The organism is Pseudomonas sp. PSE14 (genome assembly GCF_029203285.1).
Lineage (GTDB): Bacteria > Pseudomonadota > Gammaproteobacteria > Pseudomonadales > Pseudomonadaceae > Pseudomonas.
Genome location: NZ_CP115669.1, coordinates 1,237,603 through 1,262,267, shown reverse-complemented (window position 1 = coordinate 1,262,267; position 24,665 = coordinate 1,237,603). Strand labels below are relative to the sequence as shown.

The following is a 24,665-nucleotide window of genomic DNA, read 5'->3' as shown; positions in this document are numbered from 1 at the left end:
GTAGTGCTCCCGCGCTGGGCGGTTCGCGAGCAAGCTCGCTCCTACGAAGAGCCCCTAGGGCTCGTCATTCGCGGTGCGAATGGCGCCCCCTGCATGCCCTTGAGGGTGCCTCGGGCTAACCTTGGCGGTCAGCGATTTCGCCCCGTCAACCAAGGTGCAGCCCATGAACAACGACCTCTTCTCCCTCACCGGCAAGACCGTGCTGGTCACCGGTGCCTCCAGCGGCATCGGCGCACACCTGGCACGGGTTGCCGCTCATGCTGGCGGCCGCGTCGTGTTGGCAGCGCGGCGCACCGAACGGCTGGCAGAACTGGCTGAAGCCATCCGTGCCGACGGCGGCGAAGCGTACCCGGTAGCGTTGGACGTGACCGACCGCATCAGCGTGGAAGCGGCCTTCGACAGTGCCGAAGCGCAGTTCGGCTTGGTCGACGTGGTGCTCAACAATGCCGGCATCGGCAACGGCAAGCGGGTGCTGGAGATCAGCGAGGACGATTGGCGCGCCATGCTCTCCACCAACCTCGATGGCGTCTGGCGCGTGGCCCAGTGCGCGGCGCAGCGCCTGGCCAAGGCCCAGCGCGGCGGCAGCATCGTCAACATCGCTTCCATCCTCGGCCTGCGCGTGGGTGGCGGCTACAGCCACTACTGCGCGGCCAAGGCCGGCGTGGTGCAGCTGAGCAAATCCCTGGCGCTGGAGCTGGCGCGCTACCAGGTGCGGGTCAACGCCATCGCGCCGGGCTACTTCAAGACGGAAATGAACGACGCCTACTTCGACAGCGAGAAGGGTCAGGCCTATATCCGCGACATCGTGCCCATGCGCCGCCTGGGCCAGCTCCGCGAGCTGGAAGGCCCTTTCCTGCTGCTGGCCAGCGACGCCGGCGCCTTCATGACCGGTGCCGTGCTGGCGGTGGATGGTGGGCACCTGGTGAGCAGCCTGTAACCCTCCCCTGCCCGCTATCCCGCAGCCATGGCGGTTATTCGGCCAGTTCGCGCAGGCGCTGCTCCAGGAAGCGCCGCTCCGGCTCCTGCCGCACCAGCTCCAGCGCCCGGGTATAGGACTCACGCGCCTCGTCGCGGCGGTCCAGGCGTCGGCACAGGTCGGCGCGGGCCGCGTGGGCCAAGTGGTAGTCCTGCAGCTCGCCACCGGCAAGAATGGCGTCCACCTGTTCGAGCCCGGCTTCCGGGCCGTCGCGCATGGCCAGCGCCACCGCGCGGTTGAGTTCGATCACCGGCGACGGCTGGATGCCCAGCAGGGCGTCGTACAGGCCAACGATCTCCACCCAGTCGGTGCTGGCGAAATCAGGCGCCACCGCATGCACGGCGGAGATCGCCGCCTGCAGGGTATAGGGGCCGACCCGGCGGGTGGCCAGCGCCGCCACGATCAGTTGCCGGCCCTCGTCGATCAGTTCGCGGTTCCAGTAACGGCGCTGCTGCTGTTCGAGCAGCACCATCTGCCCGTCCGGGCCGGTGCGCGCTTCGCGCCGCGATTCGTGCAGCAGCATCAGCGCCAGGAGCCCCATCACTTCCGCTTCCGGTAGCAGTTCGAGCAACTGGCGGCCTAGGCGGATGGCTTCCGCCGACAGGTCGGTGCGGGTCAGCGAATCGCCCGCCGAGGCCGAATAGCCTTCGTTAAACACCAGGTAGATCACCCGCAGCACGCTGGCCAGGCGCTCGGGCAGCTCGGCGGCTTCCGGCACCTGGTAGGGAATCTGCGCATCGCGGATCTTCGCCTTGGCGCGGACGATGCGCTGGGCGATGGTGGACGGCGTGGCCAGATACGCGCGGGCGATCTCCTCGGTCTTCAGATCGCAGACTTCGCGCAGGGTCAGCGGCACCTGGGCATCCGCCGGCAGCGCCGGGTGGCAGCAGGTGAAGATCAGGCGCAAGCGGTCGTCTTCGACGCTCTCGTCGGCCTGCTCCTCCACCGATTGCATGTCGATCTCCAACTGCTCGGCGATCTGCAGCAGCGAGGCGTCGAAGCGCGACCGGCGGCGCAGGCCGTCGATGGCCTTGAAGCGTCCGGCGGACACCAGCCAGGCGCGCGGATTGGCCGGCACGCCATCGCGTCGCCATTGCTCCACGGCGGCGACGAAGGCTTCGTGCAACGCCTCCTCGGCCAGGTCGAAGTCCCCCAGCAGGCGGATCAGCGTGGCCAGCACGCGGCGCGATTCGCGGCGATAGACATCGTCCACCACATCGCGCAGGGCCTGGGGGGCGTAGTCATGCATGGCGGCCGGCGGTCCTCGGGGTAAGAAGGGTCTGCCTATCCTGCACGGGTTTTCGATGGTGTGGGAAGCGGCCGGACGGGTGTGCGCGGGAGATCATTGCGAGGTGTGTCGATCAGCCTTGCTAAACCCTGCCTCCTGCCGCCCTCACCCTAGCCCTCTCCCAAAGGGAGAGAGGATTGTCCGGATGCCGGCGGATACTAAGGCCTCCGCCGGCACGATCGGCTCCCTCTCCTTCGGGAGAGGGCTGGGGTGAGGGAATCGCGGTGCATGGATTCAGGGCTTGGCGTCGAACAACAGTTGCCCGGTCGCCGGATCGAACGGAATCGAGAAGTGCTCATGGGCGATCTTCCACTGCCCCTGTTCTCGACGCAGGCCGAGCGTGGCGCGCGCCCAGGCGGAGTTGTGCACGCCATCCTTGTCGGTCCCGCCGCAATAGCAAAGGTAGTGGCCAAAGGCGATGTCACCTGCGGCCTCGAAACTCAGCTGGTGCATGTCGAAGCTGTGCTCGGTGCACATCTGCAGGCACTCGGCCCAGTGCCTGGTGTAGGCCTCCACGCCCCTGAACTGCAACTGCTTCACCGCATCGAAGGCGAGGATGTCGTGGCTGTAGTGGCCGGCGATGGCCTGTGCATCGCATGCGTGCACGGCGCTCAGCCAGCTTGCCAGCAGCGCATGCAGCTCGGCGTTGGCCTGGGTGTTTTCGGCAGCGCTCATGGTGTTGTCCTCCTCGCTGGGCCGGGTCAGGACGCACAGCAGCTGTGCGGCTTGGCGGGCTCGTCGTACTCGTCGTGGAAGCGCGTCCAGTTCATGCCCTTGCCTTCGTAGTCGGGCATGCCGCCCCAGCCCTCGCCACGCCCCAGCGGCGTGAGGTCGAGCAGGTGGTAGGTGAACAGCGGCGCTTCAAGACCGCGTCCATAGGTGGAGTAGCTGTGGAACACCTGGTCGCCGTCGCGCAGGAACACGCTCATACCCGGCTGCTCGCCCTGCACGTGGTAGCCCTGGCCCAGGCGTTCCAGCTCCGCCTTGTCGCGGTAGTTGTATTCCACCGGCGCGACCTGCTCGTCGATGGTGACGTGGAAGTCATAGTTGAAATCGCTGCCGAACGAGGAATACCAGGGCAGGGTCCAGCCCATGCGCTCGCGGAACGGCGCGATCTCCTGCAGCGGCGCACGGGAGACCATGGCCAGGGTGGTGCCGCGCGCATGCAGATGTTCCAGCCGTCCCAGGTTGTCGATCAGGAAGGAGCAGCCCTCGCACCCCAGGGCTTTGTCGCGGTGGAACATGAAGTGGTAGACGATCAGTTGCGGGCGCCCTTCGAACAGGTCCACCAGCCGCAAAGTACCGCGAGGGCCTTCGAAGCGGTAATCCTTGTCGATGCGCACCACCGGCAACGCCCGGCGCACGGCGCTGAGCGCATCGCGGGCATGGGTGGCGGCCTTCTCCTGCTCCAGCAAGCGCTTGCGCGCCTGCAGCCATTCATCACGAGAGACCACACGGGGAAAAGCCTGGTTGGCGAGATTCATGCTGCACGCTCCTGGGACCGGCCCGGTTGCGGGTTGGGGCGTACGCGGCGTTGGCCACGCAGCCGGGTGATGGCGAGCGCGCTGGCGCCGCCGGCACAGAGGACGCCGGACACCGCCAGCGTCAGGGTGGTAAGGCACACGGGGCACATGACGGACCTCCTTGACGGTTGCCCTGCTGGAAGGCTCAGCCCTGCTCGCTGAGCCGCTTGAGGTTGGCCAGGCCCGCCTCGAAGTCCTTGCCGACCATGCTGTCCATGCTGAAGAACAGGTGCATGATCTTCGCCACGAAGGGCGTGGGGCCGAACATCGCCCAGGTCACGTCGGTGCCGCCGTCACGCGGCAGCAGGGTGAACTCGGCGGTATTGCTGGCCTTGAACGGCTTGAGGAACTCCAGCGCGATGCTCACCCGCGTCGCCGGGGTACTCTCGATGATCTCCATGCGCCCCGCGCCGGCCTTGCTGTTGCCGGCCCAGGCGTACACCGCGCCGAGCCCCTTGTCCGCACCCGAGAAGTTGCGTTGCATATCCGGGTCGAGCTTCTCGAAGGGCGACCATTGTGGCCAGCGGTGGAAGTCCTCGATGTAGGCGTAGACCTTCTCCGGCGGCGCCTGGATGCGCACCGTGCGCTCCACCCGGAAGCTGTCCGGCCGGCTCGCCGCCAGGACCAGCACCACGACCACGGCCAGAACCACGACCACTGCAATCCACTTCAACATGACATCCTCCTGATGGTGTCGATGGGCTCATTGCCCGGCAAAGTAACGGTCCCAGTCGCGGACCGGTCGAACCTCGACGCAGCCTAGCCGTCCTGACGGCAAGCGGCCGGCAATCTGCAACGCCTCGTTGAGATCACGCGCCTCCAGCAGCACGAAACCGCCCAGGTGCTCCTTGGTCTCGGCGAACGGACCATCGGTGATCACCAGGTCACCACCGGCATGGCGCAGCGTGGTGGCGCTGGCCACCGGCTCCAGCGCCTGCGCCGCCAGCAACTGGCCGTTCTCGCGCAGCCACGCCTCGTTGCAGCGGCATTCGTCGATCACCTGGCGGAACACCGGCCCCGGCAGCTGGGCGATGCGGCTGTCGTCCACGTAGATCAGGCAGAGGTATTTCATGCTCGACTCCCGCTATGGCGACTGCGTTCTATCTCTAGTCGAAGCGCGGCAATGGAAATCGACAGGCGGGGGAAATTTTTTTCTGGGGATTCAGATGTGGGGCGGGTGGAGCTCAGGCACGGGCGGTCGTAGGAGCGACGGGGGCGCCTAGCTCTTGTCCGCGAAATCCATCACGGCGGAATCCGCGCTGACAGGGAAGCGCCTGGGTTTGTCGCCAACCTGTAGGAGCAGCCCCCCGTAGGGCGCATAACGCCTCAAGCGTTATCCGCCGCGATGGGTATCGCTGCGCTCCACGCCATCCTACGAAGAGCGCCAGTTTCCAGGCCGCACGCCAGCGACCCTCAGCGATCCAGCAGCCCGCTCGCCCGCTGCACCCGCCGTTCCGTCGCCTGCTCCAGCACCTGCCAGCCGCGTCCGGCGCTGGCCAGGGTGAACCAGCGGCGGGCACGGGTGATGCCGGTGTAGACCAGCTCGCGGGTGAGGATGGGGTTGAGGCTGTCGGGCAGCAGCAACGCGGCGTGGGTGAATTCCGAGCCCTGCGACTTGTGCACCGTCATGGCGAATACGGTCTCCACCGCCTGCAGGCGGCTGGGCAGGATCCAGCGAATCGCATCACTGCCGTCGCCCGCCGGGAAGGCCACGCGCGGCGCCCAGCGCACGCTGCCGTCGTCCGCCGGCTGGGGCAGCGCCAGGGTGATGCCGATGTCGCCGTTCATCAGCCCCAGGCCGTAGTCGTTGCGCGTCACCAGCACCGGGCGGCCGAGGAACCAGACCTGCGTCGAGGGGATCAGCCCTTCGCTGTGAAGCATTCCAGTGATCAGGGTGTTGAGCCCTTCGACGCCCCAGGGACCACGCCGCAAGGCGCAGAGCAGCTGGAACTGCCCATGGGCCTCCAGCACCTGCCGGGCCCATTCGTCCAGCACCGCCTGGTCGGCATTCTCGGCTGGCCGCCTGGCCGCCAGCACGCTCAGGTAATGGCGGTAGCCGACCGGTCCGAACAGATCGCCGCCACGTCCGCCGTCCACCACCAGGTCGCGCAGGCTGCGGGTGTCCTGGGCGTCGACGGCGATGCGGGTCAGGTCTTCGTGGCGCGCCTTCCATACCTCGCGCAGGGCCGGGATATCGCCGGCGTTCACGGCCTCCGCCAACTGGCCGATGCCGCTGCCCGCGCTGAAGCGGTGGCTGTGGCGGAGCATGGCCACGGCCTGGTCGAGTTCGCTGCCCTGCTCGTCCAGCAACGCCGCATCGACGGGCTCTCCCGTCACTGCTTCCAGCCAGTCGCGAGTGGCCGGGCGGTAGTGACCTTCGCGGGCGCGGCTGCACAGTTCGCCGAGTACCGCGCCGGCTTCCACCGAGGCCAACTGGTCCTTGTCGCCGAGCAGGATCAGCCGTGCGCGCGGTGGCAGGGCGGCGAGCAGCGAGGCCATCATCTCCAGATCGACCATCGAGGCTTCGTCCACCACCAGCAGCTCCAACGCCAACGGGTTGCCGGCGTGATGGCGGAACTGACGACTGTCCGGGCGGCTGCCGAGCAGGCGGTGCAGCGTGGTGACTTCGGTGGGAATCGCCTCGCGCGCGGCCTCGCCATTGGGCAGGCCGTCGAGCTGCAGGCGCTGCACGGCGCCGGCGATGGATTCATTCAGGCGCGCAGCCGCCTTGCCAGTGGGTGCCGCGAGACGGATGCGCAATGGCCGCCCGCCCTCCCCCAGCGCCAGGCTTTGCAACAGCGCCAGCAACTTGACCACGGTGGTGGTCTTGCCGGTGCCGGGGCCGCCGGTGACGATGCCGAAGGCATTCCCCGCCACCAGCGCACAGGCCAATTTCTGCCAGTCCGCCCCCTGACTCTTCTGAGCATTGCCGGCCTTCTTCGGGAACAACGCATCCAGCGCCTGGCGCAACGGCGCGGCGGGCAAGCCGGCACGCAAGGCTTCGCCCTGGCGCAGGCGCTGGTCGATCCCGGCGCGCACCGCGCATTCATATTGCCAATAGCGCCGCAAGTACAGGCGCCTGCCGACCCGCACCAACGGCGTATCGCCGGCGCCCTCGCCAATCAGGCGCGGGTCGTTCAGCGCCGCCTGCCACGCCTCCAACGACATACTGTCGAGCAGTACGCCGGGCAGCTCGGGCGCGTCCTTCGCAGAATCCCCCTCCGGTGGCAGCGACAGCGCGAAACGGCTGTCGGCCAGTGTCGCCGCAAGGTCCAGGCAGACATGCCCGCGACCGAGCTGGTGGCTGGCCAGCGCGGCGGCCAGGATCAACAGCGGATGGGCATCCGCCACCCGCTCCACCAGGAAGGTGGCGAAGGCGCGGTCGAGCTCGCGCAGCCAGCCGCGTTCGGCCCAACGGCCAATCAGTTCGAGCATTTCACCGGCGGTGTTCAACGGCGCAGTCATGCCGGCATCTCCTCGTCGACAGCGCGGAACAGGCGGTCCAGTTCCTCCATCAGGGCCTTGGGCGGTCGCTCCAGGTACATGCCCTGGGTCGCCGACTGGCTGCCGCGCAGGAACAGGTACATCGCCCCGCCGACATGCCGCTCGTAGTCGTAGTCGGGCAGGCGCGCCTGCAGCAGGCGGTGCAGGGCGAACAGGTAGAGCGCGTACTGCAGGTCGTAGCGGTGCTCCAGCAGCGCCTCGCGCAGGGCCGGCTCGGTGTAGGCCTCGTCGTCGGCGCCGAGCCAGTTGGATTTGTAGTCGGCCACGTAGTAGCGGCCTTCGTGTTCGAACACCAGGTCGATGAAGCCCTTGAGCATGCCGTTGAGCTGGTTGGCCTGCAGCGCCGGCCGCGCCGCGCCGCCGAGGGTATGGCGGGTGACGATGCGGTCCAGGCGCTGGCTGTCCACCTGGCGGGTGGCGAACCAGAACTCCATTTCCTTCTGGTAGCTGGAGAGCCCGGCAAGGCTGACCGGCGTGGCATCGGGCAGGCGGAACTCGGTGTGCAGCAACTGCGTCAGCCAGCCGTGCAGGGGCTCGATCCAGGCTTCCCAGCCGCGCACCTGGCAACGCCGCGCCAATTGATCGCGCAATTGCTGCGGGTCGCACGTGCCGAAGCCTTCGTCGGCCGCCCACTCCAGCAGACCATGGAGGAAGCTGCCGGGGTTGGCCCCTCGGGGGAAGGCGTGCAGGCTGAACGGCGCCGGCACCGCATCGGCTTCGCGGGCTTCCTCCAGGCTGCTTTCACGCAGCAGGTCTTCGTCTGCGCTGGTGGGTTCGTCCGCCGCCGGCGCGGGTGCGGGCGACTCGATGTCCTCGTCGCCGGCCAGGTTCGCCAGCGCGGAGTAGCTGGCGATCCACCACTTCTCCGCCACCCGCCGGCGCGGCTCGCGGGCCGCGCCCAGTTCGCCGGCCTGCGGGCCGACGAACAGTTGCAGGTCGGCAACGGGCGCCGCGTCCAGAACGATCTCGCCGTGGCCGGCCTGCAATTCGCCCAGGCGCGTGGCGAGGTCTTCCACGCCCAGAGCATTGCCGCCACCGAGCAGGTAGCCGATGGCGCCCTTGTGCAGTTCCGGGCTTTTGCTGTTGCTCATCACCAGCGGCGCCACGCCCAGCCACACGGCATGCCGCGCGCGTGTCAGGGCCACGTAGAGCAGGCGCATGTCCTCGCTCAGGCGTTCGTCGTTGGCCTGTTGATAAGCCGCCTTGGCCAGCTCCTTGTCGCGGGACAGTTCCACCACCCGCGCCTCCCCTGCCTGGAAGCTCGGCGGCGTGCCGCTCTTGCCATCCAGTTCGCGCCAGCTGCAGATGAAAGGCAGCAGCACCAGCGGATACTCCAGGCCCTTGGACTTGTGGATGGTCACCACCTTGATCAGGTCGGCGTCGCTTTCCAGGCGGAGGATTTCCTCGCTGGAGGGACTTTCCAATTGCTCGGCCAGCACGCGCAGCAGCGCGTGTTCGCCGTCCAGCTCCACCGCCTCGCGTTGCAGCCACTCGGCCAGGTGCAACAGGTTGGTCAGGCTGCGCTCGCCGTCGATCTGCCGCAGCAGGCGCGCCGGCAGGGAGAAATCGGCGAGCAGGCGGCGCAGCATCGGCAGCACGCCCTGCTGCTGCCAGAGCACGCGGTAATCGCGGAAGCGCAGCACCATGTCTTCCCAGAAGCGCTCGTCCTGGTTCAACCGCTCCAGGGTTGCCCAGTCCAGCGCCAGGCTGCGGGTGGCCAGGGCAATGCGCAGGGTGCCGTCGTTGCCGGGATCGGCGCAGGCGCGCAGCCAGTGCAGCAGGTCCACCGCTTCGGGGCTGTCGAATACCGAGTCGCGGTCGGACAGGTACACGCTGGCCAGCCGCCGTGAGGCCAGCTCGGTACGGATCGCCTCGGCCTCGCTGCGGCCCCGCACCAGGATGGCGATGTCCGCGGGGCGCAGTGCGCGCCAGTGGCCATCGGCCGTGCGGAAGCCACTCTGCGCCGAACTCAGCCAGCGCTGGATGGCACTGGCGCTGCGTGCGGCCATCTCCTGGCGGTAGACAGTCGAGCCGCAGACCTGGCCGTCGTTGTCCAACTGCCAGAAGGTCATGGCCGGCGCTTCGCCGCCTTCCAGCAGCAGGGTTTCGTCACGCCCACGGGCGCCGACTTCGAGGAAGGGTACGGGGTTGTCCTGCCCCTCCTGCGCAAAACGGAAGGCGCCGCGCGGATGCGCCTCGGCGAACTGGAAGCAGCGGTTGGCCGCCGCCACCATGGCGCGCGTGGAGCGGAAGTTAGTGCCCAGGGTGTAGTGGCGCCCGGCGGTGGCGGCGCGGGCGCGCAGGTAGGTGTGGATGTCGGCGCCACGGAAGGCGTAGATCGCCTGCTTGGGGTCGCCGATCATGAACAGTCCGAGGTTCCTGGGGTTGTCCGCGATACGGTAGACGCGCTCGAAGATGCGGTACTGCAGCGGGTCGGTGTCCTGGAATTCGTCGATCAGCGCCACCGGGAACTGTTCGCGGATGCGTTCGGCCAGGCGCTCACCGCCGCTGCCGGCCAACGCGCGGTCGAGGCGCACCAGCAGGTCGTCGAAGCCCAGTTCGGCACGCTTCTGCTTCTCCGCCTCCAGGCTCTGGCGCACTTCGCCCAGGGCATGCAGCAGGAGCTGCGGGGCGATCTCCGGACGCTGCTCGGCGCGCTCGCACCAGGCGTCGATGGCCTGCAATGCCGGGTGTTCCGGCACCACGGCCTTGGCCTTCACCTTGATCCGCGTCTGACCGAACTTGGCCAGGTTGTCCGGTGCGTCGGCGCCTTCGCTCCAGGCGTCCAACGCCTCGATCCAGCCGCCGAAGATGGCATCGTCGTCCTTACCGCGATAGCTGTTGCCGTTGAGGTCGCCGCGCAGGTTGCGCAGCAGTTCGGCGAGATTCGCGCGGTCCGCGGTCCAGGCTTCGCGCGCGCGGGCCTGGGCGGCCTCGAGCTCCTCGTACCACTGGCCGGTGGACTCCAGCAGTTCACCCAGCGAGGTCGGCGCATCGAGCGGCTGGTCGCCGTAGCGGAAGCCCGCCTCCTGCGCCGCCAGCAGCGGCTGCAAGGCGCGCATCAGCGCCTCCGGGCCGGCGTAGCAATGGCGCACGGCGTTGGCGGCAGCCACGCCCAGGGGATAGAAATTGCGCCGCCAATAGTCGCGCACCGCTTCGGCGAGCAGTTCGCTCTGGTCGGCGGCCAGGTCCTGGGTGAACAGGCTGCCGCTGTCAAAGGCGTGCTCGCGCAGCATGCGGTAGCACCAGCTGTGGATGGTGGAGACGGCAGCCTCATCCATCCATTCGGCGGCCAGGCGCAGCAGACGCGCGCAGCCCGGCCAGCGCTCGACGGGATAGCTGTCGCGCAGCGTCCGCAGCAGGCCGTCGTGCTCGCCCTCGGGCTCGGCGAAGCAGTGCGCGGCTTCACCCAGGCGCGCGCGGATACGTTCGCGCAACTCCTGGGTCGCGGCTTCGGTGAAGGTCACCACGAGGACCTCCGGCGGACTCAGCGGCCGGCCGAAGGCCTGTTCGCCGCCGTGGTCGAGAACCAGGCGCACGTAGAGCAAGGCGATGGTGAAGGTCTTGCCGGTGCCGGCGCTGGCCTCGATCAGCCGACTGCCATGCAGCGGGAAGCTGAGCGGGTCGAGCGCTTGCGAACCTGAATCGACGGCGCTCATGCGGCCTCCTCCTTGCGCTGCAGCAATTCGAACAGGGGCCCGTAGAGCGACTCGGCCCAGGCGGCGAATTCCCCGCTGGCCTCGAGGCTGTCGAAGTCCGGGTAGACCCGCGCCAGCGCCGGCGAGGACGCCGCCTCGCCAGCGAGATTGAAGCCACCGTCGTAGCGCTTGGCGGCTTCACGCCTGGCGCGGTCGGCATCCTCGCCGGCTGCCAGCCAGGCGAAGGCGGTCTTGCAGGCCACCGGCAGCGGCCGGCTCATGCCCTGGAACCACGCGTCCATCAGGCTGTTCAGTTCGGCGCGCGCCTGCTCGGCGGGAAGCGGCGGGAATTCGAGGGTGCCGGTCAGGCCGACCAGCACGCTGGTTACCGGCTCGCCGCACAGTTGCAGCGCGAGATGGCGCACCCACGGGCGCACCAGGCCATGCCATTTGTAGCCCTTGCCTTCGTGGAGCTTGCCGCTGACCAGTTGCAGGCTGGCGAGCTGGCCGTCGACATTGCGGCGCAGGCCGCCGAGCCAGTCGGCCAGCTCGATGCCGGCATGCCCATGGTTGAGTTCGCGCTGCTCCTCTTCAACCTGCGACCAGTGCTCGAGCTGCTCGCGGTAGCGCGCCAGCAGGTCCTGCAGCGGCGCCACCAGCGACTGGGCGGAAAACTCGCCGAAGGCCGCCAGCGGCAGGCGGCCTTCGCGGCGCAAGCGCTCCACCTGCCCGGTCAGCTGCGAATCCAGCTGCTCGGCCTGCCAATGCTGCTCCACCCAGGGACGCAGGCGTTCGCAGAGTTCGAACTGCAGCTGCCAGACGTCCAGGCCGTTGAGCTCGAACGGCTCCTCGTCCTGGCCGGTGAGCTGCTCCTCGGCGAAGCGCACCTTGAGGCGCTGGACGAAGAAGGCGCCCACCGGGTTGGCAATGAAATCGGACAGCGTGCGCAGACCGATCGGCGCATCGAGCGCCAGCGGCGGCAACGGCGCGTCATCCGTCTCGGCATCCTGTTCGCGGTGCACGTCGCGCCATTCGCGGGCGTAGGTGTAGAGGCCGTCGACGCCCTGGCCCGGCGCCTGGGCGAAGTAGGCGCGGCTGAAGGGTTGCAGCGGATGCTCCAGGGTCAGGCCGTGCAGCAGGTCGCTGCCATCGGCGCGTCGCCAGCCATCGGCGAGGTGGTCGCGCAACTGGCCGATCAACACCGACGGCGGGCGGTCAGTGTTATCGCGAATGCTCCGGCCAACCCAGCTGACGTAGAGCTGGCGGCGGGCCGAGAGCAGCGCTTCGAGCAACAGGTAGCGGTCGTCCTCGCGACGCGAACGGTCGCCGGGGCGGTAGTCGTTGCGCATCAGGTCGAAGTCCAGCGGCGATTGCGGGCGCGGGTAGTCGCCGTCGTTCATGCCCAACAGGCAGACCAGCTGGAAGGGAATCGCGCGCATCGGCATCAGCGTGCAGAAGCTTACCGCGCCGGCCAGGAAGCGCTGGTTCAGGCCGCCCGCGTCCAGGCCGCCGAGCCAGGCCTCGCGCACCACCGAGAGCGGCAATGGGTCGCTGAAGCCAGCGTGCTGGCAGGTTTCCAGCCAGCGTTCGAGCAGGTCCAGCAATTGCTGGCGCAGCAGTTCATCGTGATCGTCGGTCACCCGGAAGAAGGCGTCGAGCAGCCCGCGCAGACGCTCCACCCACTGCCGCGGCGCGGCCTCTTCGGCGAGAGTGGAACAGGCCTGTTCCAGGGCGCCGAGCAGCCCCGCGAGCGGGCCGAGCGCGGCGGCATCCAGCCCGCCGATTTCCGCGTAGGGCTGGATGCCCTGGAAGGCCTCGCCCTCGCCCACCGCGAAGCCGAGCAGCATGCGCCGCAAGCCGAAGCGCCAGCTGTTGGCTTCGGCGGCGGCGGGCAGGCCGAGGCGTTCGCGCTGCTGGCCATCGAGCCCCCAGCGCACGCCGGCGCCATCGATCCAGCGGCGCAGCAGCGGCAGGTCGGCGTCTGCCAGGCCGAAGCGCTCGCGCAGGGCGGCCACGTCCAGCAGGTCGAGGACTTCGCTCACCGCAAAGCGGCTGTCGGGCAGCCGCAGCAGGTGCTCCAGCGCCACCAGCAGCGGCTCGCGGCCACGCTGGCCCTGGTCGGCCAGGGTGTAGGGAATGAAGCGCTTGTCGTCGCGCGCGAGCTGGCCGAATACGGCTTCGATGTGCGGCGCGTAGGGGTTGATGTCCGGCACCATGACGATCACGTCGCGCGGGCGCAGCGTGGGGTCGGCGTCGAAGCGGGCGAGCAGCTGGTCGTGGAGGATTTCCACCTCGCGCTGTGCGCTGTGGGCGACGTGGAAGCGGATCGAGTCGTCGGCCTGCGGGTCGACCGCCGGCCAGTGCTCGCGGCTTTCAGCCAGCGGGCGCAGTTCGAGGATGTCGTCCTGCAACTGGCCGAGCAGGTTGCGCGGTTCGTCCTCGCTGAACAGGTCGATGCGCCCGTTGCTCACCGCCCCCAGGCGTGCGCGGTAGCTGTCCGGGTCGTCGTACTGGTCGAGCAGGTTGATGTAGTCGCGGCCCTGCTTGCCCCAGGCGGCCAGCAGCGGCTGGGCGTACTGGTGTTGCTGGTCGTCGGAGAGCAGCTCCGGTGTGCCGGCGCGGCGACGCTGACGGCGGTATTCGTGGCGCAGCAGGTCCTTGTCGGCGACGATGTCGGCCCAGTGGTGGCGGCAGGGGTTGTGCACGCAAAGCAGCACCTGGGCGTGGCGCGCCAGCACGGCGAGGGCTTCGACGGTCTGCGCCGGCATGGCGGAAATGCCGAATACCACGACGCGGCGCGGCAAGCCCGGCAAAGGATTCTCGGCGGACTTCAGCTTCTGGATGAAGCGCCCGTGCACGCCGGCACGGCTGGTGGCCAGGCCTTCGGGGCCGACGTCATCGAGCAGCGCGCGCCACAGCGCGGCCTGCCAGCGATTGTCAGCTTCCAGCTCCTTCACGGTGCCGTTGGCCAGGCGCAACTGGTCGACGCCACGGCTCCAGTCTTCCAGCCAGTCGGCGCGGTAGACCTGGTACTGGTCGAACAGGTCGGCCAGGCGCTCGGCCAGTTGATAGCGCTTGCGCAGGTCGGCATCGTCGGCGAGGAAGCGCTGCAGGGTGGCGAACTCTTCCCGCTCCAGCAGGGTCGGCAGCAGGCGCATCAGGCGCCAGGTCAGCGGGCCCTTGTCGAGCACCGAGACCTCGGGGATCTCATCGCGCCCCAGAGCCGCGCGATAGGCGCGCCAGAGGAACTGCGCGGGCAGTTGCACATCGAGCGCGGCGGTCACGCCACAGCCGCCCTCTTCCACGTCGCGTCCCAGCGCCAGCTTCAACCACTGGGCGATGCCATTGCTCTGCACCAGGATGACTTCGTTCTCCAGCGGCGCCAGCGGATGCAGGCTCATCCACTGCACCAGCAGGTCGCGCAGCGCTTCCGGATGGTTGCCGTGGATCACCATCAGGCCGGGGGTCAGTCGCTGCTCGCTCATCGTCTCTCCTGGTACGGAGCGGGCAACAGGAGCGGCCCGCCGGGGATGACCGGCATTTCACCAAAAAAGCGCAGGCGGTGGAGAGTTTTTTAAGACTCAGGCCGTGCGTGACTCAGGCTGGCTCCCTGATCCTCCCGCGAGAATGCTGGCGATGCCGCAACGCCACCGCGCCGGGTTCTTATAGGATAGGGAGCATCGTCGGCGACCCGCTCCCGCCATCGCCGGGATATGAGGGATGGCGAAGCACTTGTCGCCGGGTGTGAAGAGGTTAGTCTGTGACACCCCGGGGCTGAGGGACATTGCCGAACCACGCCGGCGCCCCACCGGTTCCAAACGCTATTTTTCGCAGAGGTTCGATGGCCTCTGCCCGCTATGCTCAATACGCGCGCCGAGTTGTCGCGCACCAACAGGAATGGAGAACACGATGGGCAAGAAGAGCAAGTCGAAGGTCGCCGAGCAGGGCCCGGCGAAGAAGCTTGGTAACAAGGAATACGAAGAACAGCTGAAGAAGCTGACGGTCGAGTTGGTCAAGCTGCAGCAGTGGGTAGTGCACAAGGGCCTGAAGGTCTGCATCGTCTTCGAAGGCCGTGACGGCGCCGGCAAGGGCGGCACCATCAAGGCCATCACCGAACGCGTCAGCCCGCGGGTGTTCCGCACCGTGGCGCTGCCGGCCCCCACCGAGCGCGAGAAGTCGCAGCTCTATGTGCAACGCTACATCTCCCACCTGCCCGCGGCCGGCGAGGTCGTGATCTTCGATCGCAGCTGGTACAACCGCGCCGGCGTCGAGCGGGTGATGGGCTTCTGCACCGAGGAGCAGGCCGACAAGTTCCTCGCCGTCACCCCGCTGTTCGAGCGAATGATGACCGAGTCCGGAATCATCCTGCTCAAGTACTGGCTGGAGGTAACGCCCGAGGAGCAGGCGCGCCGCCTCGGCGATCGCATCACCGATGGCCGCAAGATCTGGAAGCTGTCGCCGATGGACGTGAAGTCCTTCACCAAATGGGACGAATACACCCGCGCCCGCGACCTGATGTTCGCCAGCACCGATACGCCCTGGGCGCCCTGGTTCGTTGCGCACTCTGAGGACAAGAAGCGCGTGCGGCTGAACATCATCGACCATCTGCTCAAGCACATCCCCTACAAGGACGTGCCCGCGGAGAAGATCGAACTGCCCAAGCGCGGCAAGATCGGCCGCTACAAGAGCCCGGACTACCCGTACCGCTACGTAGAGGAAGTCTACTGATCCCTGGGACCGGCGCGCCCACCGCGCCGGTCCCGGATCGACTCGCGGTGAAGAACGACAAGGCGCACGCCAGAAGCCGTCGATTCTTCTGCGCGGAGACTGCCGCCGGACCCATGGCCATTGCGCGGGAAAACGCGCCAGCCTCCCTCTGAACGCCAAGAACAGGATGCCCCCATGCAACTGATCGGAATGCTCGACTCCCCCTATGTCCGCCGCGTCGCCATCACCCTGCGTCTGCTGGACATCGAATTCCAGCATCGCCCGCTCTCGGTATTCAGCACTTACGAGGAGTTTCGCGGGATCAACCCGGTGGTGAAGGCGCCGACGCTGATCCTCGATGACGGCCAGGTGCTGATGGATTCCACCCTGATCATCGACCTGATCGAGCATGAAGCCGGACGCAGCCTGATGCCCGGCGAATCCACCGCACGAGTGCGCGCCACCCGCCTGCTGGGATTGGCGCTGGCGGCAATGGAAAAGGCCGTGCAGCGTTACTACGAGCAGCAACGCCCGGAGGACAAGCAGCACATGCCGTGGCAAGGGCGCGTCGAGGAACAGTTGCACGCTGCCTGTGCCGCCCTGGAGCGCGAACTCACGGAGCACCCGTTGCCGCGCGACGGGCGTCTCGATCAGGCCGGCCTGAGCATCGCCGTGGCCTGGACCTTCATCCAGTTGCTGCACGTCCAGTACATGCCGGCGGATACCTACCCCGCCCTGCACGACTGGACGCTGCATGCCGAGTCGCTGGAAGCCTTCAAGGCGTTCCCGCCGGTGTGATCAGTCCTGCGGCAGTTCCTCATGGCGCTGCCGCGTCCAGCGCAACAGGCCGAGGCAGATGAAGAAGCCGCAGGCGGCAAGGCCGGCGGCGGCGAGGAAGGTCGACGCATAGCCGTGGTGGACGGCGATCAGCCCCATCAGCGGACCGGCCACGCCCATCGCCAGGTCGAAGAACAACGCATAGGCCCCCAGCCCCGCACTGCGGCTGCTGGCCGGAATGCGCAGCACTGCCTCCACGCCCAGCGACGGGTAGACCAGCGACAGGCCGCAACCGGTGAGGGCCGCGCCCAACAGGGCGAAGCCCGGTCCTGGCGCCTGCCAGAGCAGCAGCAGGCCGCAGGCTTCCACCGCCAGGCAGACCACCGCGACCACGAAGCCGCCGAAGCGATTGACCGTCCCCGAGAACAACAGCCGCGCGCCGATGAAGCAGACGCCGAACGCCGTCAGGCACCAGGCTGGATTGGCCCAGCCCTGGCTGCCGTAATACAGGGTGATGAAAGTGGCGAGGGTGCCGAAGCCGATGGAACCGAGCATCACGCACATCCCATAGGGCAGCACGCGGCCGAGCACGGCATGGAAGGCCATGCGCGTACCGGCGATGATCGGCACGGCCTGCCGGCCACGGGCGGCGAGCAGGCCCAGGGCGGTGCACAGCAGGATGCTCGCGCCCAGGCTCCACAATCCCAGCGAAGCGGACAGGGTGACGCCCAGCGGCGCGCCGATGGCGATGCCGCCGTAGCTGACGATGCCGTTCCAGGAGATCACCTTGGCGGTGTTCTGCGTGCCGACCAGGGCAATGCCCCAGCTGGCGGTGCCGATGCCCAGCAGCCCTTGCGCCAGGCCGAACAACAGGCGACTGGCCAACAGCAGTATCAGACTCAGCCAACGCACGCTCTCCAGGCTGGTGGAGAGCAGCACCAGCAGCCCGCCGGCACCGAGTACGCCCAATCCGTAGAGCACCGCGCGCTTGGCGCCATGGGTGTCGGTCAGGTAGCCGGCCAGGGGGCGCGAGACCAGGGTGGCGAGGTACTGCAGGCTGATCACCACGCCGGCGGTGACCGTGTCATAGCCCAACCCCTCATGGACGAACCCCGGCAGCACCGGCAGCAGCAGGCCGATACTGAGGTAAAGGATCAGCGTGAAGGAAACGGTCGCGAGTATCTGCAGGGTGACGGAGGCAGTTCGCTGCTCGGGAGAGCTCATGGACAGGCCTGGCGGTGGGAGGGCTGCGCCCATCATTACGCGGCGCCAGGGAAATTGAAAGCTGGCTATCTATTCTCCGTGCGCGCGGGCCGATCACCCGCTGGTATCGGGCAGATGCACCTATAGTTGTTGCAGCCACCCGCGTCCACGGACGCGTCCCCTGTTCTCATCGGGTTCACCGGAGGTCCCCATGGATACCAGCCCCCACACGCTCGGCGCACTGTTCAAGCAACTCGGCCTGCCCAATGGCCGCCAGGACATCGACGCCTTTCTCGGCAGCCACCGCCTGGCCGCGGGCCAGGCACTGCCGGATGCGCCGTTCTGGAGTCCCGCCCAGGCGGAGTTCCTGCGCGAAGCCCTGGAGGATGACTCGGACTGGGCCGAGGAAGTCGACGAACTGGCGGTGCGGCTGTCCGGCTGAGTCACTTCAGATAGGAGCGCAGCACGCCCATCACCTGCTCCAGGTCTTCCTGGCGCTCGGCTGCGGTGCGCTCCTCGGCGCCCAGGTGCTCGCGCAGGTGACCTTCCAGCACCTCGGCCATCAGGCCGTTCACCGCACCGCGGATGGCGGCGATCTGCTGCAGGATCGCCGCACATTCGCTACCCGCTTCCAGCGCCCGCTCCAGCGCCTCGCTCTGCCCCTTGATGCGGCGCACCCGGGTCAGCAGCTTCTTCTGGTCCTTGATGGTATGTCCCACGTCAACACTCCAAAGTATACTGGGGTATAGTATCCAGGCTTCTATTACGGACCATCATCATGCAGCACATGGCGCAGCCGCAAGACGGCCGGCACGATCACCAGTTCCACGAAGGCAATCCCCTGGCCGAACGCAACACCCTGCGGGCCGCGCTGCTGACCGTCGTGATGATGGTAGTGGAGATCGCCGGCGGCTGGATCTTCAACTCCATGGCGCTGCTCGCCGACGGCTGGCACATGAGCTCCCACGCCCTGGCGCTGGGCCTGGCCTTCTTCGCCTATGTGGCGGCGCGGCGTTTCAAGGGCGATGCGCGCTTCGCCTTCGGCACCTTCAAGATCGAGGTGCTGGCCAGCTACACCAGCGCCATCCTGCTGCTGGGCGTGGCCGGGCTGATGCTGTTCGAATCGGTGGCGCGCCTGCTCGCCCCCACGCCGATCCACTACGAACAGGCCATCGCAATCGCCGCGCTCGGCCTGCTGGTGAACCTGGTCTGCGCCTGGCTGCTGCGCGGTGAGCACCACCATCATCACCATGGTCACGACCACCATCACCACGATCATGACCATCATCACGATCATGACCATGACCTCAACCTGCGTGCTGCCTACCTGCACGTGATCGCCGACGCCGCCACCTCGGTAGCCGCCATCGTCGCGCTGATCGGCGGCATGTTCTGGGGCGCGGCCTGGCTCGACCCGCTGATGGGTATCGTCGGCGCCGCGCTGGTAGCGATCTGGTCGGTCGGCCTGCTCAAGCAGAGCAGCCGCGTGCTGCTGGATGCGGAAATGAACGATCCGGTGGTGGAGGAAATCCGCGAGGTGGTCGCCGAACTGCCGCAGCCGGCGCGCATCACCGACCTGCACCTGTGGCGCGTGGGCAAGTCGCGCTACGCCTGCATCCTCAGCCTGGCCACCGCCGGCGACCTGACTCCCGAACTGGTGCGCCGGCGCCTGCAGGTGCACGAGGAGCTGGTGCATGTCACGGTGGAGATCAACCCCGTCGCGGCCTGACGCCGGAAGTCGCGCCGCTTTGACGACCGGCGCACGGCTACGGCCTAATGCACGGCTTGTCGAACCCCGGTCGCCGCATCCGATGTCCAGCTCCCGCTTCTCCGCCGCCCAGCAACGCGCCAGCACCCTGCACCTGCCCGCCGGCCCTTGGGCGACCGTGCTGGATTGCCTGTGCGCACGCTTTCCGGCGATCAGCCGGGATACCTGGCTGGACCGCATGGCGCGCGGCAAGGTGCTGGACAGCGACGGCCAGCCCATCGGCCCGCAGCATCCCTACCGCGAAGCCTTGCGCATTCACTACTTCCGAGAAGTACCGCAGGAGACGCCGGTGCCGTTCCAGGAGTCGGTCCTGTACGCCGACGAGCACCTGGTGGTGGCAGACAAGCCGCATTTCCTGCCGGTGACGCCCTCCGGCCAGTATGTCGAGCAGACCCTGCTCGCGCGCCTGGCCAGGCGCCTGGACAACCCGCTGCTGGTGCCGCTGCACCGCATCGACCGGCTTACCGCCGGGCTGGTGCTGCTCTCCGCCAACCCCGACAGCCGCGCCGCCTACCAGGCGCTGTTCCGCGAGCGGCGCATCGACAAGATGTACGAGGCCATCGCCCCGGCACTGCCGCAGCTGGCGTTTCCCCACGTGCGCAAATCGCGGATGGTGGATGGCGATCCGTTCATCCTGATGCAGGAAGTGGATGGCGCGCCCAACAGCGAAACGCGCATCGAGGTGCTGGAGCGGCGCGGCGCGCTATGGCGCTATGGCTTGCACCCGGTGACCGGCAAGCGCCACCAGTTGCGCGTGCACATGTCGGCCCTCGGCGCGGCGCTGTGCTTCGACCCGCTCTACCCCACCCTGCCGCCACGCGACGAGCGCCCGCCGGAAGACTACGAGAAGCCGCTGAAGCTGCTGGCTCGCCGGCTGGACTTCATCGATCCGCTCACGGGCGAGCCGCGTCACTTTGAAAGCACGCTGGAGCTGTCCTGGCCTTCCATCAATTTCATCGATGGTCACCCTTAAAGCTATCCATTTCCGTCGATAGTGGCCCTGATGTTTTCATGGCTCCACCCAATGGAGAGAAAGCATCAGGAGCCGAACATGAGCTACAGCGCCAAGTCCTTTTCCGCCCTCGTCAACGCCCTGCTCGCCGATGGCATCACCCGCCCCGAGCAGATGGCTCGCCAGCCATTTCGCAATGCCCAGGGCTACTGGTCCGCGGTGGCCAGGAAATGAACCGGTCCCGACGTTTTTCGCCCGGCCTGCGGGTCGATGCAACGATCGTGGCCTACGCCTTGATCAGCGCCTGGCTGGTGTTTTCCGGCATCTGACCAAGCAGATGGGTTCGCGAGCAAGCTCGCTCCTACGAAAAGCACACCGAAGTTAGATCTGCCTGTAGGAGCGAGCTTGCTCGCGAACCTGCAGAAGCGTCAGACACGAAAAAGGGCAGCCCCAGGCTGCCCTTCCAGCAACTCACGCGGCCCTGCCGCACTCCATCCTCACTTCTTCAGACACGTACTCATGAACGCCTTGCGTTCGTCGCCCTTGAGGGCCTTGGCGGTCGCGTCGGCGTTGCAGGTCTTCATCTTCTCCTGCTGAGGCGTCATCGCCTTGGCATCGCTGCCGGCTTTCAGGCAGGTGCTCATGAAAGCCTTGCGCTCGTCGCCCTTGAGGGCCTTGGTGGTGGCATCGGCGTTACAGGTCTTCATCTTTTCCTGCTGCGCGGTCTGGGCGGCGGTAGCGGCGAAGCCCTGCACCGAAAACAGCAGAGCCAGTGCCAGCAGCGGAATGCGAACGGTGGTCATGGAGTGGTCTCCTGGGATGGTTTGCCTTCTCAGCGTAGCCTGCGCCCTCGCATTGGCGACCCCGGACACGCAGCGAACGTGGCCCCCCAGGGCAAAAGCATGAACGGCGCACGGGCCGTTACCGCCCGCAGGAGCGTTTAAGTTATATATAAATTCTAATTAATAATTTTTTGAAATAACAAAAATGGCGCAGTATGGCGTTGCCCATTCACCCGGTACGCCAGGAAGCCTGCCATGTCGCTCTTGACCCTCCCCAATGCCCGCGAGCAAACCAAGTCGGTCCGCGCCACGGTGCTGGTGTTCAAGGACCCGCGCTCGCAGGAGTTGCTCAACCGGATCGAACGCCTCGCCCCCAGCGAGGCCAACGCCCTGATCATCGGTGAAACCGGCACCGGCAAGGAGCTGGTCGCCCGACATATCCACAAGCTCAGCCGGCGCAGCGCCGCGCCCTTCGTCGCGGTGAACTGTGGCGCCTTCTCCGAGACACTGGTGGAGAGCGAACTCTTCGGCCATGAGAAAGGCGCCTACACCGGCGCCACCAGCAGCAAGGCCGGCTGGTTCGAATCCGCCAACGGCGGCACCCTGTTCCTCGACGAGATTGGCGACCTGCCGCTGAACATGCAGGTCAAGCTGCTGCGCGTGCTGCAGGAGCGCGAGGTGGTGCGCCTGGGCTCGCGCACGCCGGTGCCGATCAACGTGCGGGTGGTCGCCGCGACCAACGTCAACCTGGCCGACGCAGTGGTCGCCGGGCACTTCCGCGAGGACCTGTTCTACCGCCTGCACGTCGCCACCATCCGTCTGCCGCCACTGCGCGAGCGCCCCGGCGACATCCTGCCGCTGGCCGAATTCTTCCTCGAAGAACACTGCCAGCGCCTGGGCTACAACCGCGCATCCCTCAGCCCCGATGCCGAACGCAAGCTGCTCGGCCACAGCTGGCCGGGCAACATCCGCGAGCTGGAAAACGCCATCCACCACGCACTGCTGGTGTGCCGCAACCAGCAGGTGCAGCCGGGCGACCTGCAACTGGCCGAGCTGCCGTCGTCGCCGCGCCACGACCTGTTGCGCCAGGAGCACATCCCCCACGCCCTCGCCCCACGCGTCGAGGCCACCCTGGAGCAGGCACTGCTGGAGCTGTTCGAAAGCAACAAGCCCGACCTCTACGAGCACATCGAGGAAGTGCTGTTCCGCACCGCCTACCACTTCTGCCATGGCAACCAGTTGCAGACCGGCCGCCTGCTGGGCATCAGCCGCAACATTGTCCGCGCACGGCTGGAGAAGATCGGCGAGCTGAATCTCAGCCGCACCGCCTGAGCCTTCCCGCAACCCGCGCCGTTACTGTCCTGACGCCGTCCGTCGGCAGTATCGGCGCGTGCCCCCCTCACGAAAGGTTATAATCCGCGCCGTTTCCGGCTCTCCCGGCTATGTAACGCCCAGCGTCTACACTGCCTGGAGCGGCGTCCAGGCAGGGCGTCCGCCGGCAACGAACTCTCTCTGTCATCAGGACACATCGTGACCAAAGACGAACTGCGCGCGGAATTGGAGCGCCAGGAGCAACGCTACAAGGATGTATACGGCGGCGAAGTCACTCTCTATGCCGCCCAGCCGGACCCCGAACGAAAGCCATGGCGCAAGCGCCGCAACCTGCTCGACAAGGCCTTCGACCGGGAGCTGGAAAAGATCGAAGAACAACGACTGAAAAAGGAACAGGAAGCCGCTTCCCCTAAACCGTAGGTCCGGGTACGAACGTTCCTCCGCCAAGCCGGCCAGGCAGACTTTTTGCCGCAGCTTGCGGGTGGGATGGGCTCCGTGGGGGAGTCCGGTACTGACCTCAAACATTCATCAGATGGGCCGGCGCCCCGGCGTGGAAGCATTGCAAGTTTTTTCCACCCTGTCTGAAAGCAGCGTGCGGCGTGGCGTCGCGCGAATTCGAGAAACCGTTTCAGGCTAAATACGGTACTCATTGCTTCTGGCATAATCGCCGCCCCGTCTCCGACCGGTCATAGAAATTTCATGTTCGATCTCTTCAGCGGACTCGATATCTGGGTAGGTGTCAGCCTGGTTCTGGCACTTGCGTTCGTACTCGCCTTCGAGTTCATCAACGGCTTCCACGACACCGCCAACGCGGTGGCCACGGTCATCTATACCAAGGCCATGTCGCCCTACCGCGCGGTGATCCTCTCCGGCATCTTCAACTTCCTCGGCGTATTGCTCGGTGGCGTCGGCGTCGCCTACGCGATCGTCCACCTGCTGCCAGTGGAGCTGCTGATCAACGTGAACACCGGCCACGGCCTGGTCATGGTGTTCTCGCTGCTCGCCGCCGCCATCACCTGGAACCTCGGCACCTGGTACTTCGGCATCCCCGCCTCCAGCTCGCACACCCTAATCGGCTCGATCCTCGGTGTGGGCCTGGCCAATGCGCTGCTCACCGACATACCGCTGGCCGACGGGATCAACTGGGGCAAGGCGATCGACATCGGCCTGTCGCTGATCTTCTCGCCGCTGGCCGGCTTCCTGGTCGCCGCCGCCCTGCTGATCGGCCTGAAGTGGATGTATCCGCTGTCGAAGATGCACAAGACCCCGGAAACCCGCCGCGACGTCGACGAGAAGAAGCATCCGCCGTTCTGGAACCGCCTGGTGCTGGTGATCTCGGCCATGACCGTGAGCTTCGTGCACGGCTCCAACGACGGCCAGAAAGGCATCGGCCTGATCATGCTGGTGCTGATCGGTATCGTGCCGGCCCAGTTCGTTCTCGACCTGAACAGCACCACCTACCAGATCGAGCGTACCCGTGACGCCGCCACCCACCTGCAGCAGTTCTACCAGCGCCACTCCGAGACCCTCGGCGAGATGCTGGCCCTGGGCAAGGCCAATGAGGCCGACATGCCGGACCTGTACCGCTGCGAGCCGAAGCAGACCGAAGCCACCCTCAATGGCCTGCTGACCGACCTGCGCGGCGTTTCCAGCTACACCGATCTGAGCAACGACGCCCGCGTACAGGTACGCCGCTACCTGCTGTGCCTGGACGACACCGCGAAGAAAGTCGGCAAGCTGTCCGAGCTGCCGGCCCGCGAGAAGGCGGACCTGGAGAAGCTGCGCAAGGACCTGACCAGCACCACCGAATACGCACCGTTCTGGGTGATCATCGCCGTCGCCCTGGCCCTGGGCATCGGCACCATGGTCGGCTGGAAGCGCGTGGTGCTCACCGTCGGCGAGAAGATCGGCAAGCAGGGCATGACCTATGCCCAGGGCATCAGCGCCCAGCTCACCGCCACCGCCGCCATTGGCCTGGCCAACATCTACAGCCTGCCGGTTTCCACCACCCACGTGTTGTCCTCAGGCGTGGCCGGCACCATGGTGGCCAACCGCAGCGGCCTGCAAGGCAGCACGGTACGCAACATCATCATGGCCTGGGTACTCACCCTGCCCGCCTCGATGGGTCTGGCCGCCGGTCTGTTCTGGCTCACCTCGAAGCTCATCTGAGCCGGGCCCGCCCCCAAGAAGAACGCCTGCATCCGCAGGCGTTTTT

At 67.1% G+C, this 24,665-nt stretch carries 22 protein-coding genes; 10 read left to right on the top strand and 12 right to left on the bottom strand.

Features of this window, described 5'->3' with window-relative positions; translation table 11 throughout:
- Positions 1–163 precede the first annotated feature (163 nt).
- A complete protein-coding gene (locus tag O6P39_RS05870; RefSeq protein ID WP_275610460.1) occupies positions 164–937 on the top strand; it encodes an SDR family NAD(P)-dependent oxidoreductase in 774 nt (257 codons plus the stop codon).
- A 34-nt stretch (positions 938–971) separates the two neighbouring features.
- Here the strand turns inward: O6P39_RS05870 and O6P39_RS05865 are convergent, their stop codons facing one another.
- The 9 genes from O6P39_RS05865 to recC all read right to left on the bottom strand — a co-directional run bounded on the left by O6P39_RS05865 (position 972) and on the right by recC (position 14,414).
- Complete coding sequence (locus O6P39_RS05865; RefSeq protein ID WP_275610459.1) at positions 972–2,225, bottom strand: RNA polymerase sigma factor; 1,254 nt, start codon at positions 2,223–2,225, stop codon at positions 972–974.
- Positions 2,226–2,498: 273 nt separating this feature from the next.
- Entirely contained in the window at positions 2,499–2,939 is a 441-nt protein-coding gene (locus O6P39_RS05860; RefSeq protein ID WP_275610458.1) for a nuclear transport factor 2 family protein, read from the bottom strand.
- Between the two features lie 26 nt (positions 2,940–2,965).
- Complete coding sequence (locus O6P39_RS05855) at positions 2,966–3,748, bottom strand: DUF899 domain-containing protein (RefSeq protein ID WP_275610457.1); 783 nt, start codon at positions 3,746–3,748, stop codon at positions 2,966–2,968.
- A complete protein-coding gene (locus O6P39_RS05850) occupies positions 3,745–3,897 on the bottom strand; it encodes a hypothetical protein (RefSeq protein ID WP_275610456.1) in 153 nt (50 codons plus the stop codon). Before O6P39_RS05850 ends, O6P39_RS05855 begins: the two co-directional genes overlap by 4 nt.
- 35 nt (positions 3,898–3,932) lie before the next feature.
- Entirely contained in the window at positions 3,933–4,463 is a 531-nt protein-coding gene (locus O6P39_RS05845) for an SRPBCC family protein (protein WP_275610455.1), read from the bottom strand.
- A 27-nt stretch (positions 4,464–4,490) separates the two neighbouring features.
- Positions 4,491–4,859: a YciI family protein gene (locus tag O6P39_RS05840; protein WP_275610454.1), complete on the bottom strand. Its 369-nt coding sequence runs from the start codon at positions 4,857–4,859 to the stop codon at positions 4,491–4,493.
- Between the two features lie 341 nt (positions 4,860–5,200).
- A complete protein-coding gene (recD, locus tag O6P39_RS05835) occupies positions 5,201–7,252 on the bottom strand; it encodes an exodeoxyribonuclease V subunit alpha (RefSeq protein ID WP_275610453.1) in 2,052 nt (683 codons plus the stop codon).
- Positions 7,249–10,950 carry an exodeoxyribonuclease V subunit beta gene (gene recB, locus O6P39_RS05830; RefSeq protein WP_275610452.1) on the bottom strand — a complete coding sequence of 1,234 codons (3,702 nt, stop codon included), beginning with the start codon at positions 10,948–10,950 and terminating at the stop codon, positions 7,249–7,251. The genes recD and recB overlap by 4 nt, the downstream gene beginning before the upstream one ends.
- On the bottom strand, positions 10,947–14,414 hold the full coding sequence (recC, locus tag O6P39_RS05825) for an exodeoxyribonuclease V subunit gamma (protein ID WP_275610451.1): 3,468 nt from the start codon (positions 14,412–14,414) through the stop codon (positions 10,947–10,949). Before recC ends, recB begins: the two co-directional genes overlap by 4 nt.
- Positions 14,415–14,838: 424 nt before the next feature.
- Here recC and ppk2 point away from each other — a divergent pair, with 424 nt between their 5' ends.
- Both ppk2 and O6P39_RS05815 read left to right on the top strand, forming a co-directional pair.
- Complete coding sequence (gene ppk2 / locus O6P39_RS05820) at positions 14,839–15,657, top strand: polyphosphate kinase 2 (protein ID WP_275610450.1); 819 nt, start codon at positions 14,839–14,841, stop codon at positions 15,655–15,657.
- A gap of 174 nt (positions 15,658–15,831) precedes the next feature.
- Complete coding sequence (locus O6P39_RS05815; protein ID WP_275610449.1) at positions 15,832–16,434, top strand: glutathione S-transferase; 603 nt, start codon at positions 15,832–15,834, stop codon at positions 16,432–16,434.
- Here O6P39_RS05815 and O6P39_RS05810 read toward each other — a convergent pair whose 3' ends face one another.
- Positions 16,435–17,637 carry an MFS transporter gene (locus tag O6P39_RS05810; RefSeq protein ID WP_275610448.1) on the bottom strand — a complete coding sequence of 401 codons (1,203 nt, stop codon included), beginning with the start codon at positions 17,635–17,637 and terminating at the stop codon, positions 16,435–16,437.
- Between the two features lie 190 nt (positions 17,638–17,827).
- Between O6P39_RS05810 and O6P39_RS05805 the strand changes: the two genes are divergently transcribed.
- The gene (locus O6P39_RS05805) at positions 17,828–18,058 is read left to right on the top strand and encodes a DUF2789 domain-containing protein (RefSeq protein ID WP_275610447.1); all 231 of its coding nucleotides are present in this window, start codon (positions 17,828–17,830) and stop codon (positions 18,056–18,058) included.
- A gap of 1 nt (position 18,059) precedes the next feature.
- Here O6P39_RS05805 and O6P39_RS05800 read toward each other — a convergent pair whose 3' ends face one another.
- Positions 18,060–18,335: a metal/formaldehyde-sensitive transcriptional repressor gene (locus tag O6P39_RS05800; protein ID WP_275610446.1), complete on the bottom strand. Its 276-nt coding sequence runs from the start codon at positions 18,333–18,335 to the stop codon at positions 18,060–18,062.
- Between the two features lie 59 nt (positions 18,336–18,394).
- On the opposite strand from O6P39_RS05800, the gene dmeF reads away from it, so the two are divergent.
- The 3 genes from dmeF to O6P39_RS05785 all read left to right on the top strand — a co-directional run bounded on the left by dmeF (position 18,395) and on the right by O6P39_RS05785 (position 20,570).
- Complete coding sequence (gene dmeF, locus O6P39_RS05795; protein WP_275610445.1) at positions 18,395–19,345, top strand: CDF family Co(II)/Ni(II) efflux transporter DmeF; 951 nt, start codon at positions 18,395–18,397, stop codon at positions 19,343–19,345.
- An 82-nt stretch (positions 19,346–19,427) separates the two neighbouring features.
- Positions 19,428–20,357: a pseudouridine synthase gene (locus O6P39_RS05790; protein ID WP_275610444.1), complete on the top strand. Its 930-nt coding sequence runs from the start codon at positions 19,428–19,430 to the stop codon at positions 20,355–20,357.
- A 78-nt stretch (positions 20,358–20,435) separates the two neighbouring features.
- Positions 20,436–20,570 (top strand): hypothetical protein, encoded by a 135-nt coding sequence (locus tag O6P39_RS05785; RefSeq protein ID WP_275610443.1) that lies wholly within the window; start codon positions 20,436–20,438, stop codon positions 20,568–20,570.
- 263 nt (positions 20,571–20,833) lie between these two features.
- Here O6P39_RS05785 and O6P39_RS05780 read toward each other — a convergent pair whose 3' ends face one another.
- Positions 20,834–21,139: a PsiF family protein gene (locus O6P39_RS05780; protein ID WP_275610442.1), complete on the bottom strand. Its 306-nt coding sequence runs from the start codon at positions 21,137–21,139 to the stop codon at positions 20,834–20,836.
- A 234-nt stretch (positions 21,140–21,373) separates the two neighbouring features.
- Here O6P39_RS05780 and O6P39_RS05775 point away from each other — a divergent pair, with 234 nt between their 5' ends.
- The 3 genes from O6P39_RS05775 to O6P39_RS05765 all read left to right on the top strand — a co-directional run bounded on the left by O6P39_RS05775 (position 21,374) and on the right by O6P39_RS05765 (position 24,619).
- Positions 21,374–22,450 carry a sigma-54 dependent transcriptional regulator gene (locus O6P39_RS05775; RefSeq protein ID WP_275610441.1) on the top strand — a complete coding sequence of 359 codons (1,077 nt, stop codon included), beginning with the start codon at positions 21,374–21,376 and terminating at the stop codon, positions 22,448–22,450.
- 198 nt (positions 22,451–22,648) lie between these two features.
- On the top strand, positions 22,649–22,870 hold the full coding sequence (locus O6P39_RS05770; protein WP_275610440.1) for a hypothetical protein: 222 nt from the start codon (positions 22,649–22,651) through the stop codon (positions 22,868–22,870).
- 279 nt (positions 22,871–23,149) lie between these two features.
- On the top strand, positions 23,150–24,619 hold the full coding sequence (locus O6P39_RS05765; protein ID WP_275610439.1) for an inorganic phosphate transporter: 1,470 nt from the start codon (positions 23,150–23,152) through the stop codon (positions 24,617–24,619).
- Positions 24,620–24,665 lie beyond the last annotated feature (46 nt).

What these genes read in the sequence shown, in the direction of transcription:
- O6P39_RS05870 (WP_275610460.1), top strand. Translation starts at nt 164, where the DNA reads ATGAACAACGACCTCTTCTCCCTCACCGGCAAGACCGTGCTGGTCACC.
- O6P39_RS05865 (WP_275610459.1), bottom strand. Translation starts at nt 2,225, where the DNA reads ATGCATGACTACGCCCCCCAGGCCCTGCGCGATGTGGTGGACGATGTC.
- O6P39_RS05860 (WP_275610458.1), bottom strand. Translation starts at nt 2,939, where the DNA reads ATGAGCGCTGCCGAAAACACCCAGGCCAACGCCGAGCTGCATGCGCTG.
- O6P39_RS05855 (WP_275610457.1), bottom strand. Translation starts at nt 3,748, where the DNA reads ATGAATCTCGCCAACCAGGCTTTTCCCCGTGTGGTCTCTCGTGATGAA.
- O6P39_RS05850 (WP_275610456.1), bottom strand. Translation starts at nt 3,897, where the DNA reads ATGTGCCCCGTGTGCCTTACCACCCTGACGCTGGCGGTGTCCGGCGTC.
- O6P39_RS05845 (WP_275610455.1), bottom strand. Translation starts at nt 4,463, where the DNA reads ATGTTGAAGTGGATTGCAGTGGTCGTGGTTCTGGCCGTGGTCGTGGTG.
- O6P39_RS05840 (WP_275610454.1), bottom strand. Translation starts at nt 4,859, where the DNA reads ATGAAATACCTCTGCCTGATCTACGTGGACGACAGCCGCATCGCCCAG.
- recD (WP_275610453.1), bottom strand. Translation starts at nt 7,252, where the DNA reads ATGACTGCGCCGTTGAACACCGCCGGTGAAATGCTCGAACTGATTGGC.
- recB (WP_275610452.1), bottom strand. Translation starts at nt 10,950, where the DNA reads ATGAGCGCCGTCGATTCAGGTTCGCAAGCGCTCGACCCGCTCAGCTTC.
- recC (WP_275610451.1), bottom strand. Translation starts at nt 14,414, where the DNA reads ATGAGCGAGCAGCGACTGACCCCCGGCCTGATGGTGATCCACGGCAAC.
- ppk2 (WP_275610450.1), top strand. Translation starts at nt 14,839, where the DNA reads ATGGGCAAGAAGAGCAAGTCGAAGGTCGCCGAGCAGGGCCCGGCGAAG.
- O6P39_RS05815 (WP_275610449.1), top strand. Translation starts at nt 15,832, where the DNA reads ATGCAACTGATCGGAATGCTCGACTCCCCCTATGTCCGCCGCGTCGCC.
- O6P39_RS05810 (WP_275610448.1), bottom strand. Translation starts at nt 17,637, where the DNA reads ATGAGCTCTCCCGAGCAGCGAACTGCCTCCGTCACCCTGCAGATACTC.
- O6P39_RS05805 (WP_275610447.1), top strand. Translation starts at nt 17,828, where the DNA reads ATGGATACCAGCCCCCACACGCTCGGCGCACTGTTCAAGCAACTCGGC.
- dmeF (WP_275610445.1), top strand. Translation starts at nt 18,395, where the DNA reads ATGCAGCACATGGCGCAGCCGCAAGACGGCCGGCACGATCACCAGTTC.
- O6P39_RS05790 (WP_275610444.1), top strand. Translation starts at nt 19,428, where the DNA reads ATGTCCAGCTCCCGCTTCTCCGCCGCCCAGCAACGCGCCAGCACCCTG.
- O6P39_RS05785 (WP_275610443.1), top strand. Translation starts at nt 20,436, where the DNA reads ATGAGCTACAGCGCCAAGTCCTTTTCCGCCCTCGTCAACGCCCTGCTC.
- O6P39_RS05780 (WP_275610442.1), bottom strand. Translation starts at nt 21,139, where the DNA reads ATGACCACCGTTCGCATTCCGCTGCTGGCACTGGCTCTGCTGTTTTCG.
- O6P39_RS05775 (WP_275610441.1), top strand. Translation starts at nt 21,374, where the DNA reads ATGTCGCTCTTGACCCTCCCCAATGCCCGCGAGCAAACCAAGTCGGTC.
- O6P39_RS05765 (WP_275610439.1), top strand. Translation starts at nt 23,150, where the DNA reads ATGTTCGATCTCTTCAGCGGACTCGATATCTGGGTAGGTGTCAGCCTG.